The sequence below is a fragment of the Acidimicrobium ferrooxidans DSM 10331 genome (assembly GCF_000023265.1).
Taxonomy (GTDB): Bacteria; Actinomycetota; Acidimicrobiia; order Acidimicrobiales; family Acidimicrobiaceae; genus Acidimicrobium; species Acidimicrobium ferrooxidans.
Genome location: NC_013124.1, coordinates 91,092 through 109,280, shown reverse-complemented (window position 1 = coordinate 109,280; position 18,189 = coordinate 91,092). Strand labels below are relative to the sequence as shown.

The window sequence follows — 18,189 nt, the reverse complement described above, 5'->3', positions numbered from 1 at the left end:
CGGACAGGCCTACGAGGCCGCCGGCGTTGCGCGGAAGCCAGGCTGGCCACGGCACCCGAATCGCTCCGCTGAGGGCTGCTGCCTCCCGGCCCTGACCCGGTTCACGGGGACCCGCCGCGTGGGGCCCGGCTTCCGCGCCCACGCCGGCGGCCCGGGCGCGATGTAGACCGTAGGCTAGCGTAGCAGCCCGAACCTTGGGTGCACCGAGACGGGCACGGAGGGGTGCGAGAGCGGCCGAATCGGCGCGATTGGAAGTCGCGTGTGGGGCAACCCACCGTGGGTTCGAATCCCACCTCCTCCGCTCGGGCCCGGGCGGCGCACTCGCCGCCCGGGCGCACTGGTCGCCACGGCCCGCGAGGAGGCAGTCGCTGTCGCGCACGAACGAGTACCTGTGGTCACTCCCGCTGGACGCGCTGTGGGCGCTCGCCACGCCGCGGGCGGTCGCCGCGCTCCGCTTCGCGCTCGGTGATGGCCCCGAGCACGAGCCGCTCGATCGCAACGACACGGAGCAGCTTCTGCGCCTCGCCAACGTCGTGTTCAACGTCCTCAACGTCGCCGAGGGCGCCGACGACGTGACGGACCTCGCCAAGCTCGCACCGAGGAGTCTCGGACGGATCCGCCTCACTCCGGTGCTCACCGCGCACCCGACCGAGACCAAGCGGCGCACCATCTTGCACACCCTGCAGCGCATCGCGCACGCGCCGAACGCCGTCGACCCGTCCGACCTCCGTCTGTTGTGGTTCACCGAGGAGCTGCGCTCCCGACGACTCGAGGTCGCCGACGAGGTGCACACCGGCCTCTTCTACCTCACCACCAGCCTGTTCGACGCCATCCCAGTCGTGTACCGACAGCTCGCGGCAGCACGGGGGGTCGATGCAGATGCCATCGGCGTCCCCGTGCGCTTCGGTTCGTGGATCGGCGGCGATCGCGATGGGAACCCGTTGGTCACGGCCGAGGTCACCAAGGCTGCCTTCGTCGCGAACGCGACCGCGTGCCTCGAGGCGTTCCGCTCGCGACTCGACGCCGTCAAGCGACGGCTCACGCACTCCATGCACTTCGCCGCCGTCTCCGACGCGATCGTGGAGTCGATCCGCAACGACGAGCACGACTTCGTCCACCTCGCACCGTACGTGCGCACCCACTACGTCGACGAGCCCTACCGTCAGAAGATCTACTACCTGCTTGCGCGTATCGACAACCAGCTCCATCGGCTCCACAACGACCCAGAGGCGCTCGACATCGCCCCCCTGGTCGGCCCCGACCTCGAGACTGCGCTCCGACTCATACGCGACTCGCTGGCTGCTCACGGCGACACCGCGCTTGCTGAGGGGCCCCTCCAGGACCTCGTGTGGCAAGCCGCGACGTTCGGCACCCACCTCGCATCACTCGACATCCGGCAGGAGTCGACGGTCCACCACCAAGCGATCCTCGAACTCTTTGGCGACGATCCTCGCCTGGCTGGCTATTGGGAGGCGGACGCGGACGATCGCCTGTCGATGCTGCTGGCCTGCCTGGATCATCCGCCACACGCTCGCACGCCGAGGACCACGCTCGTTGCCGACCTCGTCGCCCTGTTCGACACCCTGACCACCGTCGAGGCCGAGCTCGGGCCCGCCGCCATCGGCTCCTACGTGATCTCGATGACCCACCACGCTGCCGACGTCATTGCGGTCCTCGTCATCGCCCGTGCGCTCGGCGCCGACCATCTGGACATCACCCCGCTCTTCGAGACCATCGCAGACCTCGAGTGTCTCGAGTCGGTCATGGAGCAACTCTTCACCCTCCCCGCCTACCTGGCCCACCTCGAGCGTCGGGCGCTGCGCCAAGAGGTCATGCTCGGCTACTCCGACTCGACCAAGGACGGTGGCATGGCGGCGTCCGCGTACGCGCTCTACCGGGCGCAAGAGGCGCTCATCGGCCTCGGAGAACGCCACGCCATCACCGTCGAACTCTTCCACGGCCGTGGCGGCACCGTCGGGCGTGGTGGCGGACCGATCGCCCAGGTGGCCCGAGCGCACCCGCGAGCTGCGCTGCGCGGCACCATCCGCATCACGGAGCAGGGCGAGACCATCTCGCACCGCTACGCCACGACCGATCGCGCCAGCGCGACCTTGCTCACCGCGCTCGGAGCCTTCGGCGGCGCGGACGACGACACCGCACCCACCGACCGCGCGGTCATGGTCACCGAACTGGTGGCACGCTCGAGCGAGCACGCCTATCGGGCCTTGACCACGAGCGCCGGTTTCGACGCCTATTTCCGATCGGTCACGCCCTTTCCGGAGCTCACCCAGCTCCGCATCGGCTCACGACCCGCCCGGCGCCATCAGGCCGATACCGGACTTGCCACGATCCGCGCAATCCCCTGGGTCTTCGCGTGGGCCCAGTCACGGCACACGCTGCCCGCGTGGTTCGGCATCGGGACCGGTCTCGCCACAGCACGCGAGGCGCACGGCGACCACGCCATCCGGGAGGCTCGGGCCTCGTGGCCGTTCGTCGCCGGCATGCTCGACAACGTCCAGATCGCGCTCGCCAAGGCCGACATGCGCTTGGCCCGCCGCTACCTCGACCTCGCAGACGATCCGACGACCGCAGCGGCGATCTTCGCGGTGATCGAGGAGGAGTACGAGCGCACCGTGGCCGAGACGCTCCGCGCCACGGGTCAGCGCCGACTCCTCGCCTGGAGTCCGACGCTCGCCGACTCGCTCACCGTGCGCAACCGCGTCCTCGCAGAGCTGAACCCGTTGCAGGTGACGGCGCTCGGTGCGTGGCGGTCCTCCCGGAACCCCGATGATCTCACCCTCGTCCTGCGATCGATCAATGCGATCGCCACCGTCCAGAAGAACTCCGGGTAGGCGTCCCGACGCCGCTCACGCCCGTTCGAGCACCCAGGCGGCCAGGCCATAGCTCAGCTCGCACGCGGCCCCCGCCGCCGGTGCGAGCTGGGCTATCGATGCGAAACCGTGGACGAGCGTGGGAAAGTCCAGCGAGATGACCCGACCGCGGGCCCAGCCCGAGACCTCGACCCCCGCCTGTCGCAGACGCTCGTCCAGGTCGTCGGGCACGCTACCGCGCGGCTCGAGCGCTGCGAGACGAGCTGCCCATCGGCGGCCCGCGTCACCGATGGGGTCGTAGCCAGCGGTCGCGACGATCGTGAGTGGCAGGTCGTCGAGGTCGGTGGCGGCCATGGGATTGGCACGCCAATCTGCGAGCAGCCGTTCGTCATCGCCGAGATACTGGGACGCGAACCACCGAGCCTCCTCGGCGGTGAGGTAGTAACCCTCGCCGAAGCGCTCGAGCGAGGCGAGGTCCTCGCTGAGATCGGTCGCGGGATAGAGCTCGAGGGCGAGCGCGAGGTCGATCCCCTCGGACGGCGCGGCGATGCTCGCCACGGCCGCGAGGTTGCCGCCTGCCGAGTCCCCCACGACACCGAGCACCGAGACGCCGAGCGCATCTCGCTCGGCCGCGAGCCACCGCAAACCATGGAGCGTGTCGTCGACCGCTGCCGGGAAACGGTGCTCCGGGGCGAGCCGGTAGTCGAGGGACACGACCAACGCGCCGGTCGAGGCCGCGAGATGGCGGACCATCGGCCCGTAGCCACGCAGACTCCCGAGGACGAACCCACCGCCGTGCACGAAGAGCAGGGCAGCCCGTGGCGCCTCAGAGCCCCAAACCAGCTCCGCCGCGATGGCGTGGTCGCCAGCGTCGATGGTCCGCTGCTCGACTCGGGCAACCGCAGGAGGATTTGCGATCCCGATGGTGCCGACGAGATCGAGGCCAGCCCTCGCATCGGCCAGCGACAGCTCGTACACCGGAGTCGTCGCTCCGGTTGCGGCGAGCTGTTCGAGCAAGCTCGCGATCGTCGGGTCAAGTGCCACGTCGCTCCCTCCAGTCGCGGTCATCGAGACACACCGCTCTCTCGCCACCTCGCCAATGCCAACGCACGGGCCGTCGCCACCGATGCCCCGAGCACCGCAGCAAGTTCGCGTGCGTCGTCGTCCTCGCACTTGGCCCCCACCGGCGTCACCTTGATGCGACACGACACGCCGTGCACCTCGACCTCGTCGAACCACGCGGAGAGCACGCTGCGCTCTTGGAGACGATGACGCACGCCCGGACTCTGGGTCCGTCGGTGCACCCAGGCCACGAGGCTCTCGAGGGCAGACGGTGCGCACACGAGACGCAGCTCGAAACCCGGACGACCCTTCTTGCCGAGTCCGGGAAGCAACCACGCATCGAGCGCGCCCTGGCCGATCGCCTCGTCGGCGATGCGCCCGAGGTCCTCACCGCTCAGGTCGTCGAGCCAGGTCTCGACGACGCCGATCTGCTCGGCAACCGCGTCGCTCCCATCGAGCAGGAGGGCTTGGAGCACGTTGGCCCGGTCCGGGTCATCGCGGGTACCGGCGCCGTAGGCGACGGCAGCAACGGCCCCGCTCGCTTCGGCGACCCGCACCATCGTGAGCGCACCCAGCAGCGCAGCGCCGGTCGGGGTGGTGGCCTCTGCACCGGAACGGACCTCGACCACGAGGCCCGTCGCGGCGGCGATCGCCGCGACCGCTGGCGCCGGGATCGGGTAGACCCCATGGGCCATCGGAGCCGCCCCGAGCCCGGTGGCGACGGGGCCGAGGAGCACCCCATCCACGTCGAGCGCCTCGAACGCGGCCGCCGTCCCGACGAGGTCGAGGACGGTATCGAGCGACCCCAGTTCGTGCAGAGCGTGCCCATGCCCCCCGTGGACCGTGCGCTCACCGAGGAGCACCAGATCGAGCGCGCGCGAGAGGAGCTCGCGTCCACGAGGCCCGAGGCTGGCCGCCTCACAGGCTGCGCGCAGCCCAGCCTCGTCGAGGGGGGTGTGCTCGATGTCGTCGCCAACGACCAGCTGCGTGGCGCGAATGCCTGCTCGGTCCACGAGCGAGGTCTCGAGGGCGGTGTCGAGACCGACCGGTCGAAGTGCTCGTTCCACGTGCTCTCTCGATGCTCCGAGCGCGAGCAGCGCGGCGAGGAGCATGTCGCCCGCGACTCCTGCCGCAGCATTGACGACGAGGGTACGTCGACTCATGCGTTGCGCCCAGCCGCACCGACGATGCGCACCGCAGCGCACCCGGCGCCGAATCCGTTGTCGACCCCCACCACGCAGACCCCTTGGGCACACGTCGCGAGCATGGCCCACAACGCGGTCTCACCGCCACGGGCTGCCCCGTACCCGGTCGAGGTCGGCACCGCAATGAGCGGTTGGGCCATCGAACCGCCGACCACGCTGGCCAGCGCACCCTCGAAACCAGCGACGACCACGACGACGTCCGCGTCGGCCACCTCCTCCATGGCGCGCACCGATCGCGCGAGCGCAGCCACGCCGCAGTCGAGCACGAAGCGGGTCCTGTGGCCGAGCGTCTCGATGACACACGCGGCCTCGGCAGCGACCGGGCGATCCGAGGTCCCCGCCGCAAGAATCCCGACCAGCCCGACGCGTTCGAGCGACGACGACGGCACCGGATTGCCGGCGAGCGCCACCATGGGTGCACGACGTTCGAGCGCGGGATACGGGCGAAGGTCGAACCGGTCGACGAGCCGCTCGGCCAGCTCGCGCTCGACGCGTGTGACGATGGTCGGCTCGCCGGAGGCGAGACTCTGCTCGATGAGGGCGACGAGGTCGGTCTCGGCTTTGCCCGGTGCGTAGATGGCCTCCGGCAGGCCGATCCGCCTCCGGCGTGCAGTGTCGAACCAACCGGCATCGCTACGGACGAGACCGTCCTCACTCATGGGCTGCACACACGCCGAGCCTAGGGCGAGGCACCTCACCCCCACTCGGTAGGCTCCGGCCATGCCCACCCACCGCGTCAGCTACCTGGGGCCGACCGGGACCTTCACCGAGGAAGCACTCCGGCGGTCCTTCGGAGATCGCGTCGAGCCGGTCGCCTACCCCACCATCGAGGACGTCCTCGAAGCGGTCGACCACGGCGACGTCGACCTCGCCTTCTCGCCGATCGAGAATGCGCTCGAGGGAGCGGTGCTCGCGACGCTCGACGCCCTGGTCCATCGTTTCGACCTCCTTGCGGTGGCGGAGGCGATCCTCCCGGTCCATCACCAGCTGCTCGGCGTCGTCGGGTCCTCCCTCGATCGCATCACCCGCGTCCTCTCTCACCCCCAAGCGCTCTCGCAGTCGCGCGGGTTCCTGCGCACGAGGCTCCCGGGAGCCACCCGCGTCGCGGTGGCCTCGACCGCCGAGGCAGCTCGCACCGTCGCAGACGCCAACGATCCAACCACGGCTGCCATCGGAACGATGACGGCCGCACACCTCTGGCACCTCGACGTTCTCGCGTCGGACATCGAGGACGACCCGCGCAACGAGACGCGTTTCTGGCTGCTCGCCAAGGGCAGGCTCCCGGAACCCACCGGATCGGATCGCACCGCTCTGGCGTGCTTTCAGGTCACCGACCGACCAGGCTCACTGCTCGCGCTGCTCAGCGCCTTCGCTGCTCGCGGCATCAACCTCACCAAACTCGAATCGCGCCCAACCCGAACCAGCCTCGGCGCCTACCTGTTCGTCATCGAGCTCGAGGGTCACGTCACCGATCCAGCGGTGGCGAGTGCACTCGACGACCTCGCCGCGAGCGGCGTACGAGCGAAGCTGCTCGGCTCGTTCGCCAGTGCACGCCCCCGCCACCGCGAAGAGGCGGCACCATCGCCACCGCCGGTTCCGCTCGACCCGAGCCTCCCGCGGAGCCTGCACTCGCCGGACTAGGCTCGCGTCCTCGAGGAGGGATGGCAGAGCGGACGAATGCGAAGCACTTGAAATGCTTTGGGCCACGAGCCCCGTGGGTTCGAATCCCACTCCCTCCGCAACACAAGGCTCAATGTTGGCACTTCGCCGACACCGAGACACGCACCAGCCACGGCCCAGGCTCGAGTACCTGGTGCGCACGAGCTGAGGCTCGCGCTGCGAGGTGACAGCTGCGGACTCGAGACGGGCTTCGCGAGACCATGGGCGGCGACGCCGGCAGCGGCTCGCACGGGCCTCACAGATCCCAGCCGGCGGACCGATGAGCTCGAGAGTCGTGATCGGCGGTTAGCTGTGTGCTCTCCAGTCGTTGCTCGACGGTGGCCCCCCGGACCCTCGTGAGCACCGATCGTGCTCCTATCTGAGTATGGCGCATCGAACTGCGGGGGCGCCGCGGCCTCGGCTGGGACGACGAAGGATCCGACGGAGCCTTCATCGACGAGCCCAGATCGACCCCCATGGGCACCGAGACCGCAAGGGAGCGCCCGAGTCGAGGATCGTCACGATGGCAGTGCACCAGGTGGCGTGGACCGGGCCGGCACAAGGTTGCGCCAGCGATGCCAACGGCCCCGCATGCGGTCGCGGTGAGCCGACGACGGCAGCGAGGCGGGCGAGGCCACGCCACCCGACGTCGCCGGAGGCGGAGGGGCGCCATGGCGCGAGCCGCAGTGCGCCACACGCAAGTCGTTCCACGGACTGCCTGCACAGCCGGGATGCCCCCGGAGCCATCGACAGCAGCACGCAGACGCTCACGACCCGACTGGACACACCTCACTTCGTCTGGGCGGGGATGGACGAGGAACGCTCGCCACGGTGCACGCCGAGCAGGACGTGGGCGCCGACCGGCGCCCTCCGCTCCCGGCGTCGCCCGATCGCTTCCGTGAGAGCGCCGGTCGCAGGACGAGCCGCGACGACGGCGCCAGCGAGGAGGAGCATCAGCGGACCCGTATTCGGATCGGTCGCCAGGCCCGAGGTGAGTGCCCCCATCCCCTGGAAGAACACCCAGGCGACGACCGCAAGACCTGATCCGACGAGCGCCGACAGCGTGCGTGGTCCGCCAGGCACGAGTCCCCAGATGGCGACGGCAACCTCGAGCACGATCAGCATCGTGCCGAGGGCATCGCCGTGGATCGTCCCGAGTCGTTGGTCGACGGCCGCGATCCACGATGGGGCGCCAACTTGGCCCATCTGCGCTGTGGAGGCGATCGGGTTCGTGCTCGAACGATCGGCCAGGACTTGCGCGACGCCGTTCACGATCCACAGGACGCTCCACGCCGCGACGGCGAACGGCGAGGGCGGAACGTGCTCCTGTCGGCCCCGCCGCGGCCAGGCCGCGGCCGCGATCAGCGCGTAGAGCAGTGCCGCCCCTGGAGCGCCACTGAGCAGCGTGGCCCCGGTCAGGAGGCCACCGAGTCCCTCCCCGATCCACCAGACGACGAGGGCCCACCCAATCGAGAGCGCAAGCCATCGCCGAGTGTCGCGAGCGACGACGAGGCCAAGGCCGAGACCGAGTTGTACGAGCGCGATTGCCAAGCCAGCGAGCGCAGCGTGCGGTGCGACGAGTTCGATGGCGGTTCGCAGCGGTGCGGCGACGATCGCGGGCTGGTGTGCGAGCGTTGGCTCGAGGACCGCCGTGACGAAACTCTTTCCGAGCAGCGATCCCTGCAACGAGAGGCAGCCGTCGAGGAGCCAGAGCCATCCGAGGCCAAGTTGCAGGCGGCGACGTGTGAGGTGCATGGGTGGTGAGCTCCGGTCGGCCCTGGCGGTGCACGCAGCACCGCCGGGGCGGTTACGCCTAGTTAACCGAGAAGTACAAGAAGAGGTTGGTGGGGATGATCGGCGTGGTCTGTCCTGCGCGAACCTCCTTCTCGAGGAAGGCAAAGGAGCGATGCCGATTGATGGCGTTCCACACCGACAGCTTCTCCACCCCGATCACCTTGACATCCCACCACTCAGGCTTGCGGTCGTTCACGGTGGTGATGAAGTGCTCGTGCCCTGGCGTCGGGACGTTCTTCAGGGCGGCGGTCAGCTGCGCGGCCGAGAGGTTCGGATACAACGGCTTGAGCGCAGGCTCTAGCCTGCTCAGGTCGATGGTACCGGGGTGATCGACGCAGACGAGGCCGCTCGGGCAGTCCATCGACATGGCCGGCACCGAGATCCCGATCGGGACCGCGATGTAGAGCGGGTCGAACGACTTCGACGGCGGCACGACGTAGTTCGCGCCGACCTCACACCCGGACGATGCGCCCGAGGACACGTGCAGGTCGCAGTAGAAGCCACGCGAATACGTGAAGTGCACGATGTGACCGTCGTAGAAGGCGCTCGTCATCCCGTACTCGCCTACCCCGGTGCCTGGAACGACAGCGTTGCTCGGCGGCGGCGAGGCCGCCGCGGCCGTTGCCACGCCCGCACCCGTTGCGAGCACCGCCCCAAGCGCCGCCAGACCCAGGCGCACGCGATGTCGTCTCATCCAACTCATGTGTGGTCTCCCTCCCGCCCCACGATCGCTGGGCGTCGCATGGTCTTCGAGACCACCCCGCTCCGTGGATGGGCCATCACCGATCCGACCGCCGCCGACACACGCCGGCCCGTAGCCCGTGCCGTCTGGGCCACCGGGGCGAATCGGCGGCCGAAGCTGCGCTAGCCTTAGGAGCCCAAGGAGAGGTGCCAGAGCGGCCGAATGGGACTCACTGCTAATGAGTTGACCCGCGAAAGTGGGTCCGAGGGTTCAAATCCCTCCCTCTCCGCCAACGATCCGTGCCTCATGATCGGGTCTAGCGCCATGTGCATCGGTCACGCTGGCTGATCGCACCTCGGACCGCAGGCTCCCGGAGCACCGAGCTGCACGCAGATCGCCGGCGGCGACACGTGCGTCGAGCCACGACGACAAGGCCGCGGTGAGGCGGCCCAGTCTGCGATAGCCTCAGATCACCCCGACCGACCGGTCGGTCGGGCGCGGCCTCGGAGGTGATCGATGCAGACGCTTGGCAGCTTCGTCGAGGACTCGTGGTGGTTCTCCACGGATCCCGGGCAACCCGTCCTTGACGCCACGACCGGCGAGGAGGTGGCTCGCCTCGCGACGCGAGGACTCCCGACCGAGGCGATGGTGCGCTTCGCGCGCGATGTCGGGGGCCCGGCGCTCCGCGCCCTCGGATTCCAAGACAGGGGCGCACTGCTCGGTGCACTCGGGGCGTACCTCTCGGAGCACGTCGACACCCTCCACGACGCATCGGCCGTCGCTGGCGCAACGGCTCGCGACGCGTGGTTCGACGTCGAAGGGGGCATCGGCGTCCTCTACAGCTACGCAAGCCTCGCCAAGCGATCCCTACCGGAGGGCAACGTCCTGCGTGACGGCGAGGTGGAACGGCTCGATCGCGGTGGCCGCTTCGCGGGGCGTCACATCTTCGTGCCGCGCAGGGGCGTCGAGGTTCAGATCAACGCCTTCAACTTCCCCGTCTGGGGGCCGCTCGAGAAGCTGGCTCCAGCCCTGCTCGCGGGGATGCCGACCATCATCAAGCCAGCGTCGCAGACCGCCCCGGTCACCCACCGACTCGTGCAGCTCATCATCGACAGCGGCCTCCTGCCGCCCGGCGCGCTCCAACTGGTGGCGGGCGGCGCCGAGGATCTCCTCGACCACCTCGGGCCTCAGGACACGATCGCCTTCACCGGTTCGGCGGCGACGGCCGAGCTGCTCCGCTCGCACCCGAGCGTTCGTACCCGCGGCACCCATCTCACCGTCGAGACCGACTCGCTCAACGCATCGATCCTCGGGCCTGACGCGGTCCCCGGCACGAACGAATTCGATCTCTACGTCTCCCAGCTCGTGGACGAACTCACCATCAAGGCGGGGCAGCGCTGTACCGCGATTCGACGCGCGCTCGTGCCGGCAAGCCTGGTAGGACCGGTGGTCGAGGCCGCAACCGAGCGGCTCTCGGCCGTGACCGTGGGCGATCCGCGACGTCCCGACGTGGTGATGGGACCGCTGGCGAGCCTCGCCCAGCGTGCGGAGGTGCGCGCCCGGATTGACGAGCTCGCCCGCGCAGCAGACGTCGTGGTCGGCGGCGACCTGGACGATGTCCTCGGCGCGGACCCGGAGCGAGGCGCCTTCGTCGCCCCCACGTTGCTCGTCGCGCGCGACGCCGATCGTGACGAGCCCCACCGCATCGAGGCCTTCGGGCCGGTCGCGACCGTCCTCGGCTATCAGGACCCACAGCACGCGGCGAAGCTGGCTGCGCGCGGGGCAGGCAGCCTGGTGGCCTCGGTGGTGAGCGCGGACGCGCGCGTCGTCGACGAGCTCGTGATGGAGCTTGCGCCCTGGCACGGTCGCATCCTCGTGCTCGATGCGACCAGCGCTCCCGCGTCCACCGGACACGGCTCTCCCTTGCCTCGGCTCCTCCACGGCGGCCCAGGACGAGCCGGTGGCGGCGAGGAACTCGGAGGGATGCGAGCCGTCACGCGGCACCTCGCACGGACCGCGGTCCAAGGCACACCGAGCGTGCTTGGTCGCATCGCCGCCCAGTGGGTTCCAGGCGCCCCGCGGCACCTCGGTGAGCACCCGTTTCGCAAGCCCACCTCCGCGCTCCAGCTGGGAGACGCGATCAGCGCAGGCCCGCGGATCGTCACGGCTGACGACATCGCCGCCTTCGCGGCCCTCAGCGGCGATCACTTCTACGCCCATACGAACCCCGAGGCCGCCGCGGCCAACCCACTCTTCGGCGGGATCGTTGCGCACGGCTATCTCGTCGTCAGCTTGGCCGCAGGACTCTTCGTCGATCCAGAGCCGGGCCCAGTACTGGCGAACTACGGGGTCGACAACCTCCGCTTCCTCACACCGGTACGCCCGGGCGATGCGCTCTCGGTGACGCTCACCGCGAAGGAGATCACGCCTCGCGCGGGGATGCCCTACGACGAGGTTCGGTGGGATGCCGAGGTGACACGCGATGGCGACGGAGCGATCGTGGCTCGCTACGACGTGCTCACGATGGTGGCGAGGACCTGGCCGCTCGAGGCCGATCCCGAGGAATCAGCACCTAGAGGATGAGAACGCCGGTGAGCTCGCCGACGCCCAAGAGGATGAGGATGGCGGCGGCGCTCGCCCAGATCGCGCGCTCGGGAATGCGACTGAGCGCTGAGGACGCGGTAGCGCCGATCGCAATCGCGAGCGTCATGCCGGCCGTCGCCGCAACGGCGACCACGACGGGCTCCGACGACGACAGCGCGAAGCCAGCCGTGGTTGCTTGGGTCACATCACCGAGTTCAGCGAGGAAGAACACGCCGACGAGCTGCCAGAAGGGGCGGTTCGGCGTGATGGTGTCGCCAGCGTCCTCCTTGGCCCGAAGCGCCACCCACACGAGCACGGCCGCAACCACGAGCAAGATCGCACCGGAGACCTGATGGACCACCGAGGCCTTGAGCAGGCGTCGGGCCACGGTTGCGAGGGTCACGGCGATCGCGGCCTGGGCGCCGAGACCGAGCACGGCCGCGCCGACGACCTTCGTCGGGTGGTGACGCCGGCCGAGGATCACCGCCGCGATCATCGTCTTGTCGGGCAGCTCCCCGACGAAGGACGTCGCCACCACCAGGGCTGCGAGCGTGACAGTTCCGATGCCGCCCTCCTCGGGTTGCTTTCAGCTTCGCACACGCGCGACCGCGGCGATGCCCAATCCGTCGACCGACGCCCATGCCAGAGAGCCGATGCGGTGGGCGAGGGGGGACTTGAACCCCCACGAGGTTGCCCTCACAGGAACCTGAATCCTGCGCGTCTACCAATTCCGCCACTCGCCCGGGAGCGCCAAGAGCTTAGCGAGGGAGCTCACGCGCGTGTGCAGGCGCGCCAGCTCCCTGGGGATTCCTAAGTGGGTACGCGGGTGGGCTCGGTATAGTGCAGGTGGGGTGGCACTCGAACAGTTTGAGCGTCGCATCGCGAGCGCGGTCGAGTCGATTTTCTCGAAGGGCGCGCCGCGTGGGATCGAACCGGCAGAGATCGGGCGACGCTTGGTGCGCGAGATCGAGCGTGACGTGCGGATCGGGGTTCGCTCTGAGATCGCTCCCAACCGCATCGTCGTCGCGCTCGCACCCTCTGACCTCGAAGAGCTCGGGCCGTTGCGAGCTCGCGTGGAGGAGGAACTCGCTGAGCTCGCGCGCGAGACGGTCGACGACAACGGCTTCGAGCTCCTGGGGCCGATCGCGCTGACCATCGACGCCGACCCCCAGCTCAAGGCCGGCACCTTCTACATCGACACGGCCTTCGTCGAAGACGCCACCTACCGCAACCGGTGGAGGTTCATCCTGCCCGACGGCGCACCCGTCGAGCTCGGACCTGGGTCCTACATCATCGGGCGCCAGAGCGGTGCCGACGTCCGCATCGACGATAACCGCGTCTCTCGTCGACACGCCGAGGTCACGATCGCCGAAGGCACCGCGACGGTGACCGACCTCGGCTCGACCAACGGGACGTTCGTGAACGGGGAGCGAGTCGCTCGACCGACCGAACTCCAGGCCGGCGACGTCCTCCGTCTCGGTGCGGTCGAAGTCCGAGTGGAGCGCGGCTGATTCCATGAGCGTCGTCCTCCTGACCATCCTGAAGTACGCCCTGATCGTGGTGATCTGGATCTTCTTTGCGTTCGCACTGCGCGCCGTCTGGCGCGAGACGCGTCGAGCCCAGCGCACCCCGGCCAGCGTGAATGCTCGGCCAGTGGTCGCCTCGGCGGGCTCGGGCGCCCAGGCAGAGGCCCACCAGACCGCAGCTCGAGTCACCCCGAGCGGCGGTCCGAAGACCGGGGCGCTCGTCGTGCTCGCGGTGGCGGGGCCGCTGGAGGGACGTCGACTGGAACTCGCCACCCCCGCGACGATCGGCCGTGATGCATCCTGCGACCTCACGCTCGCCGACGACCGCTTCGTCTCGGGCCACCACGCCGAGGTGGTCAAGGAGGGACGGCGGATCATCGTCCGAGATCTCGGGTCCACGAACGGGACGTTCGTCAACGGCGAGCGGGTCGAAGGCTCGATGCGCGTGACGCGAGGCGACGTGCTCCAGGTTGGCCAGAGCGCCTTTCGGGTGGTCGGGTGATGCAGTTGCGTTGGGCAGCCGCCAGCCATACTGGCCGCGTCCGTTCGTCCAACCAAGACGCCGTCGCCGCCGACGGCCGGTCCTTCGTCGTCGCCGACGGCATGGGTGGCCACGTCGGAGGTGAGGTGGCCTCGTCCATCGCGATCCGGGCCATCGCCGACGCCGTCGCCGCTGGAGCGAGCGCAGTCGACGCGCTGCGAGCCGCCAACGTCGCGATCTTCGAGCGCTCCCAGGACGAACCCGAGCTCGCGGGGATGGGCACCACTGCAACCCTCGCGATCGTCGACCCCGACGGGCGCTGCGATCTCGCCAACGTCGGCGACTCACGCGCGTACCTGTTGCGCGCGGGCGAACTCCGTCAGATCACGAACGATCACACGTTCGTCCAGGAACTGGTCGATGCCGGGACGATCACAAGCCAGCAAGCTCAGCACCACCAGGCGCGTCACGTCCTCACGAAGGTGCTCGGCGTGGTGGAAGGGGTCGAACCCGACCACTTCGAGCTCACGCTCGGACCGGGAGACACGCTGCTGCTCTGTTCCGACGGGCTCGTCAACGAGGTCACCGAGACCGAGATCGCGCACCTGCTCAGTAACGATGACCCGGAGCACGCCGTCTCGGCGTTGGTCGAGGCGGCGCTCGAGCACGGCGGCTCCGACAACGTCTCGGTGATCGTCGTCAGCGCGCACGAAGACGGTGTGCCGGCGGGAGCCTCGAGCGCACTCGGCGCGACGTCCGAGCTCTCGCACGCCCGCCCCGCGGACACAGCGTCGACCTCGGTCGTGTCCGAGGCTTCCCGCGCTGCGTCGGGCCGGACGAGGCGATCGTCGTCGGCACCGAAGGACCCATCCCTCGCAACCAAGCTCCCCCGTCCTCTTCCCTCCCAGATGACCGAACGTCCGACCTGGATACGTTCGGCGCTCCGACTCGCGGCCCTCATTGTGGCACTCGGCGCGGTAGCGGCGGTGGTGGTGGGTGTGGTCGCGCTCTACAACGACCACTCCTACATCGTGACCATCGTCGCAGGTCACGTCGTGATCGAGCGGGGACGCATCGGAGGGATCCTCTGGTTCCACCCGCGGGTCGTCGAGACGACATCCCTCCAGCAGCGCGCGCTCACGCCAGCGCTCCGCCTGCAGCTCGGCCACGGCGTCCAAGAGGGATCGCTGGCTGCGGCAAGGACGCTCGTCGCCAACTTGACACGCGAGGCCGCGCAGCAGCACGCATCCCTTGCCGCGTTCGGCGTGGTGGAGGTGCTGCATGCGTAGGCGCATCGGGATCGTCACGCTCGTACTGCTGCTCGCCTTTGCCTTGGTCTTCGTGCAGCTCAACAACCTCCAGGTGGTCCAGGCGTCCAAGCTCGCCGACGCGCCCGGTAACACCGCGGGCATGCAGCGCATCTTCTCGGAGAACCGAGGGCCGATCCTCACCGCCGATGGCCAGGTCATGGCCGAGTCCGTGCCGCTTCCCGGTGGCAACAGCTACCAGCGCACCTACCCGGCCGGATCACTCTACGGCGACATCACCGGCTACTTCTCGCTCATCTACGGCCTGTCAGGCCTCGAGTACGAGCTCAACCGCTACCTCGTCCCGCACGTGGTGGTACCCGACTCGATCTCGCAGCTCCTCGGGTCGAGCGAGCAGACCGACTCGGTCGTCACCACCATCAACTCGCGCCTCCAGCGCACGGCGTACCAGGCGCTCGGGTCACTCAAGGGAGCGGTCATCGCGCTCGATCCCCGAACCGGTGCGATCCTCGCCCTTGCATCGAACCCCACCTACGATCCTGCGCCGCTCGCGGCACAGTCGACGACGACCGAGATCGCGGCCTGGAAGGCCGATCTCGCCAATCCGGGTGATCCGCTCCTGGATCGGGCGATTTCGCGCGCCTATCCGCCTGGGTCCACCTTCAAGATGGTGACGACCTCGGCAATCTTCGACCACGACCCGAAACTCGCCCTGATCAACTTCCCTGCAGTGTCGCAGATCCCCTTGCCTGAGACCACGCACGAACTCCACAATTACGCCTACGAGTCCTGTGGCGGTACGCTCACCCAGACGCTCCCTGTGTCGTGTGACACCGCCTTTGCGCAGCTCGGCCTCAAGCTCGGCGCGACCGCGCTCAGCGAGGAGGCCACGGCCTTCGGATTCAATCAGGTTCCTCCGATCGACCTGCCCGGAGCGGCTGCGTCGACCTTCCCACCTGCATCGTTCTTCAAGCAGAATCTCCCCCAGCTCGCCTTCAGCGCGATCGGCCAAGGCAACGTCACCGCGACCCTCTTGCAGATGGCGCTGGTCGGAGCCGGTATCGCCAACCACGGCGCCATCATGACCCCGCACGTCCTCAACCGTGTCCTCAATCCTCAAGACGCGGTCGTCACGGCCTACCACCCGCACGTTTGGAGGGTCGCCACCAGTCCGTCCACGGCCGCACAGGTCACACAGCTGATGATCGACGTCGTCCGCTACGGGACGGCGGTCGGCATCCAGATCCCAGGTGTCCAGATCGCTGCGAAGACCGGTACGGCCCAGACCACGTTGACGAGTCACTCCTCGGTCCTTGGTGCATCGGACAACTGGATGGTTGCCTTCGCTCCGGCCGAGAACCCGCGCGTCGTCGTCGCTGTCGTCGTACCCAAGCAGCCTGGGCTGTCCGCGAACCCGACGGGGGCTCAGTATGCGGGCCCGGTCGTCAAGGCGATGCTGGAAGCTGCGCTCGGTATCACGGGAGGGCAGGGATGACCGACGAGTCGACCGCCCCCCTCTCGCTCGGTCGCAGGGACCGAGGACGCCGAACTCGACGCGACGGCCAGCTCCACGTCTTCGGGACGCGCTACCAGCCCATCGCGAAGATCGCCCGAGGGGGCATGGCCGACGTCTACGAGGCGCGAGATCTCCTGCTCGACCGCCTCGTAGCGCTCAAGGTGCTCTTCGCGGAGCTGTCGACGAACCCGACGTTCGTCGAGCGATTCCGGCGTGAGGCGCAGTCGGCAGCGGCGCTGTCGCACCCGAACATCGTGTCGGTCTACGACTGGGGCCCCGCGAACGGCACCTACTTCATCGCGATGGAGCTCGTGAGCGGCCAGACGCTGGCGCAGCTCATCCGCACGGTCGGGGTCGTCCCTCCCGAGCAGGCAGCCTCGATCGGCGCCGACGTCGCGCTCGCATTGGCCTTCGCCCATCGCCACGGGGTCGTCCACCGCGACATCAAGCCCTCCAACGTGCTCATCACCGAGGACGGCATCGTGAAGGTGGCCGACTTCGGCATCGCGCGCGCGGTCGCCAACGACGAGGACCTGACCCAGACCGGCTCGGTCCTCGGGACCGCGACCTACATCTCGCCGGAGCAGGCCCGTGGCGAGGATCTCGATGGACGCAGCGACATCTACTCCCTCGGGATCGTCCTCTACGAGATGCTCACCGGGACGCCACCCTTCCTCGGTGAGACACCGATCGCCGTCGCCTACAAGCACGTCACCGAGGCGCCGACCCCGCTCCGGAACGTGAACCCTCGGGTGAGTGCCGAGCTCGAGACCGTGGTCATGCGCTGCCTCGCCAAGCAGCGCGACCAGCGCTACCCCGACGCGACGGCACTGCGTGTCGATCTGCAGCGGGTGCTCGAGCACCGTCCCCTGCGCACGACGACCACCCAGACCGCGCTCGGCGAGCGCACGATGGCGATCGGAGCGGTCGAGGGCGTTGGCGATCGGACGCAGTTGCTGAGCTCGCCAGCCTCCACAACGCCGCCCCGACGGTCGCGCCGATGGCCGTGGCTCGCGATCGTGCTGGTCGTGGTGCTCGGGCTCGGCGTCGCGATCGGAGTGATCGCAAGCCGCCTCACGGCCGTCGCGGTCGTCGCGGTCCCGCGCCTTCGTGGGATGTCAGAGGCAGCAGCCTCCAACGACCTCGGTGCCGACCAACTCGTCCTCGGGACCGTGACGACCGAGGCCAGCACCACCGTGCCACCCGGCGAGGTCATCGCGACCAGCCCCACCGCCGACACCACCGTTGCGATACGATCTCGCGTCAACCTCATCGTCTCTTCCGGACCACCTCGCGTGGTCGTACCGACCCTCCAAGGCCTCTCCGTCGCGGCCGCCTCGAACCTCCTCGGAACCCACCAACTCGTCCTCGGGACGGTGTCCTACCAAACGAGCACCACCGTGCCGAGCGGTGACGTGCTCGCATCGCGCCCGGCCGCGGGCACCGAGGTCGCCCCTGGATCAGCTGTGACATTGGTGATCGCGCGAGCGCCAGCACCAACCGCCACGGCGCACGCTAAGCGGAAGAGGTCGTCATGACGGGAGATGCGCGCTCCGAGCGTGCCTCTGTGATGAATGAAGGC

At 69.1% G+C, this 18,189-nt stretch carries 14 protein-coding genes, 4 tRNA genes and 1 other RNA gene; 11 read left to right on the top strand and 8 right to left on the bottom strand.

Features of this window, described 5'->3' with window-relative positions; genetic code table 11:
• Positions 1-32: 32 nt before the first annotated feature.
• An RNA gene (gene ffs, locus AFER_RS10580) (signal recognition particle sRNA small type) lies at positions 33-131 on the bottom strand.
• A gap of 85 nt (positions 132-216) precedes the next feature.
• On the opposite strand from ffs, the gene AFER_RS00520 reads away from it, so the two are divergent.
• Together AFER_RS00520 and AFER_RS11415 are read left to right on the top strand one after the other, a co-directional pair.
• A tRNA-Ser gene (locus AFER_RS00520) sits at positions 217-301 on the top strand.
• Positions 302-533: 232 nt separating this feature from the next.
• Positions 534-2,852, top strand: a complete 2,319-nt coding sequence (locus tag AFER_RS11415) for a phosphoenolpyruvate carboxylase (RefSeq protein WP_012784191.1) — start codon at positions 534-536, stop codon at positions 2,850-2,852.
• 15 nt (positions 2,853-2,867) lie between these two features.
• Here the strand turns inward: AFER_RS11415 and AFER_RS00510 are convergent, their stop codons facing one another.
• The 3 genes from AFER_RS00510 to larB are packed head-to-tail and all read right to left on the bottom strand — an operon-like array spanning position 2,868 to position 5,757.
• The gene (locus AFER_RS00510) at positions 2,868-3,875 is read right to left on the bottom strand and encodes an alpha/beta hydrolase (RefSeq protein WP_012784190.1); all 1,008 of its coding nucleotides are present in this window, start codon (positions 3,873-3,875) and stop codon (positions 2,868-2,870) included.
• A gap of 20 nt (positions 3,876-3,895) precedes the next feature.
• The gene (larC, locus tag AFER_RS00505; RefSeq protein ID WP_012784189.1) at positions 3,896-5,056 is read right to left on the bottom strand and encodes a nickel pincer cofactor biosynthesis protein LarC; all 1,161 of its coding nucleotides are present in this window, start codon (positions 5,054-5,056) and stop codon (positions 3,896-3,898) included.
• Positions 5,053-5,757, bottom strand: coding sequence for a nickel pincer cofactor biosynthesis protein LarB (larB, locus tag AFER_RS00500; RefSeq protein WP_041661595.1), 705 nt, complete (start codon positions 5,755-5,757; stop codon positions 5,053-5,055). Before larB ends, larC begins: the two co-directional genes overlap by 4 nt.
• Positions 5,758-5,818: 61 nt before the next feature.
• On the opposite strand from larB, the gene pheA reads away from it, so the two are divergent.
• Positions 5,819-6,739: a prephenate dehydratase gene (pheA, locus tag AFER_RS00495; protein ID WP_012784187.1), complete on the top strand. Its 921-nt coding sequence runs from the start codon at positions 5,819-5,821 to the stop codon at positions 6,737-6,739.
• A 14-nt stretch (positions 6,740-6,753) separates the two neighbouring features.
• Positions 6,754-6,837: transfer RNA gene (locus AFER_RS00490), tRNA-Ser, on the top strand.
• Between the two features lie 709 nt (positions 6,838-7,546).
• Here the strand turns inward: AFER_RS00490 and AFER_RS00485 are convergent.
• Together AFER_RS00485 and AFER_RS00480 are read right to left on the bottom strand one after the other, a co-directional pair.
• The gene (locus AFER_RS00485; RefSeq protein WP_012784186.1) at positions 7,547-8,512 is read right to left on the bottom strand and encodes a hypothetical protein; all 966 of its coding nucleotides are present in this window, start codon (positions 8,510-8,512) and stop codon (positions 7,547-7,549) included.
• Between the two features lie 58 nt (positions 8,513-8,570).
• A complete protein-coding gene (locus AFER_RS00480; RefSeq protein WP_012784185.1) occupies positions 8,571-9,254 on the bottom strand; it encodes a hypothetical protein in 684 nt (227 codons plus the stop codon).
• Between the two features lie 179 nt (positions 9,255-9,433).
• On the opposite strand from AFER_RS00480, the gene AFER_RS00475 reads away from it, so the two are divergent.
• Positions 9,434-9,525 (top strand) — tRNA-Ser (locus AFER_RS00475).
• A gap of 224 nt (positions 9,526-9,749) precedes the next feature.
• Positions 9,750-11,816 carry a phenylacetic acid degradation bifunctional protein PaaZ gene (gene paaZ, locus AFER_RS00470; protein ID WP_012784184.1) on the top strand — a complete coding sequence of 689 codons (2,067 nt, stop codon included), beginning with the start codon at positions 9,750-9,752 and terminating at the stop codon, positions 11,814-11,816.
• On the opposite strand, the gene AFER_RS00465 is transcribed toward paaZ, so the two are convergent.
• The gene (locus tag AFER_RS00465) at positions 11,806-12,351 is read right to left on the bottom strand and encodes a TMEM165/GDT1 family protein (RefSeq protein WP_143711887.1); all 546 of its coding nucleotides are present in this window, start codon (positions 12,349-12,351) and stop codon (positions 11,806-11,808) included. The genes paaZ and AFER_RS00465 overlap by 11 nt on opposite strands.
• A gap of 124 nt (positions 12,352-12,475) precedes the next feature.
• Positions 12,476-12,559: transfer RNA gene (locus AFER_RS00460), tRNA-Leu, on the bottom strand.
• A 108-nt stretch (positions 12,560-12,667) separates the two neighbouring features.
• Between AFER_RS00460 and AFER_RS00455 the strand changes: the two genes are divergently transcribed.
• The 5 genes from AFER_RS00455 to pknB are packed head-to-tail and all read left to right on the top strand — an operon-like array spanning position 12,668 to position 18,145.
• A complete protein-coding gene (locus tag AFER_RS00455; protein WP_012784182.1) occupies positions 12,668-13,327 on the top strand; it encodes an FHA domain-containing protein in 660 nt (219 codons plus the stop codon).
• Between the two features lie 4 nt (positions 13,328-13,331).
• Positions 13,332-13,844 (top strand): FHA domain-containing protein, encoded by a 513-nt coding sequence (locus AFER_RS00450; RefSeq protein ID WP_012784181.1) that lies wholly within the window; start codon positions 13,332-13,334, stop codon positions 13,842-13,844.
• Complete coding sequence (locus AFER_RS10645) at positions 13,844-15,112, top strand: Stp1/IreP family PP2C-type Ser/Thr phosphatase (RefSeq protein WP_012784180.1); 1,269 nt, start codon at positions 13,844-13,846, stop codon at positions 15,110-15,112. The genes AFER_RS00450 and AFER_RS10645 overlap by 1 nt, the downstream gene beginning before the upstream one ends.
• Positions 15,105-16,586, top strand: coding sequence for a peptidoglycan D,D-transpeptidase FtsI family protein (locus AFER_RS00440; protein ID WP_012784179.1), 1,482 nt, complete (start codon positions 15,105-15,107; stop codon positions 16,584-16,586). Before AFER_RS10645 ends, AFER_RS00440 begins: the two co-directional genes overlap by 8 nt.
• On the top strand, positions 16,583-18,145 hold the full coding sequence (gene pknB / locus AFER_RS00435) for a Stk1 family PASTA domain-containing Ser/Thr kinase (protein WP_012784178.1): 1,563 nt from the start codon (positions 16,583-16,585) through the stop codon (positions 18,143-18,145). Before AFER_RS00440 ends, pknB begins: the two co-directional genes overlap by 4 nt.
• Positions 18,146-18,189: the final 44 nt, after the last annotated feature.

Bases quoted from the DNA above. Each gene is read 5' to 3' on its own strand.
- larB (WP_041661595.1), bottom strand. From the start codon at position 5,757: ATGAGTGAGGACGGTCTCGTCCGTAGCGATGCCGGTTGGTTCGACACT.
- paaZ (WP_012784184.1), top strand. From the start codon at position 9,750: ATGCAGACGCTTGGCAGCTTCGTCGAGGACTCGTGGTGGTTCTCCACG.
- AFER_RS00480 (WP_012784185.1), bottom strand. From the start codon at position 9,254: ATGAGTTGGATGAGACGACATCGCGTGCGCCTGGGTCTGGCGGCGCTT.
- AFER_RS10645 (WP_012784180.1), top strand. From the start codon at position 13,844: ATGCAGTTGCGTTGGGCAGCCGCCAGCCATACTGGCCGCGTCCGTTCG.
- AFER_RS00440 (WP_012784179.1), top strand. From the start codon at position 15,105: ATGCGTAGGCGCATCGGGATCGTCACGCTCGTACTGCTGCTCGCCTTT.
- pknB (WP_012784178.1), top strand. From the start codon at position 16,583: ATGACCGACGAGTCGACCGCCCCCCTCTCGCTCGGTCGCAGGGACCGA.
- pheA (WP_012784187.1), top strand. From the start codon at position 5,819: ATGCCCACCCACCGCGTCAGCTACCTGGGGCCGACCGGGACCTTCACC.
- AFER_RS00485 (WP_012784186.1), bottom strand. From the start codon at position 8,512: ATGCACCTCACACGTCGCCGCCTGCAACTTGGCCTCGGATGGCTCTGG.
- AFER_RS00450 (WP_012784181.1), top strand. From the start codon at position 13,332: ATGAGCGTCGTCCTCCTGACCATCCTGAAGTACGCCCTGATCGTGGTG.
- larC (WP_012784189.1), bottom strand. From the start codon at position 5,056: ATGAGTCGACGTACCCTCGTCGTCAATGCTGCGGCAGGAGTCGCGGGC.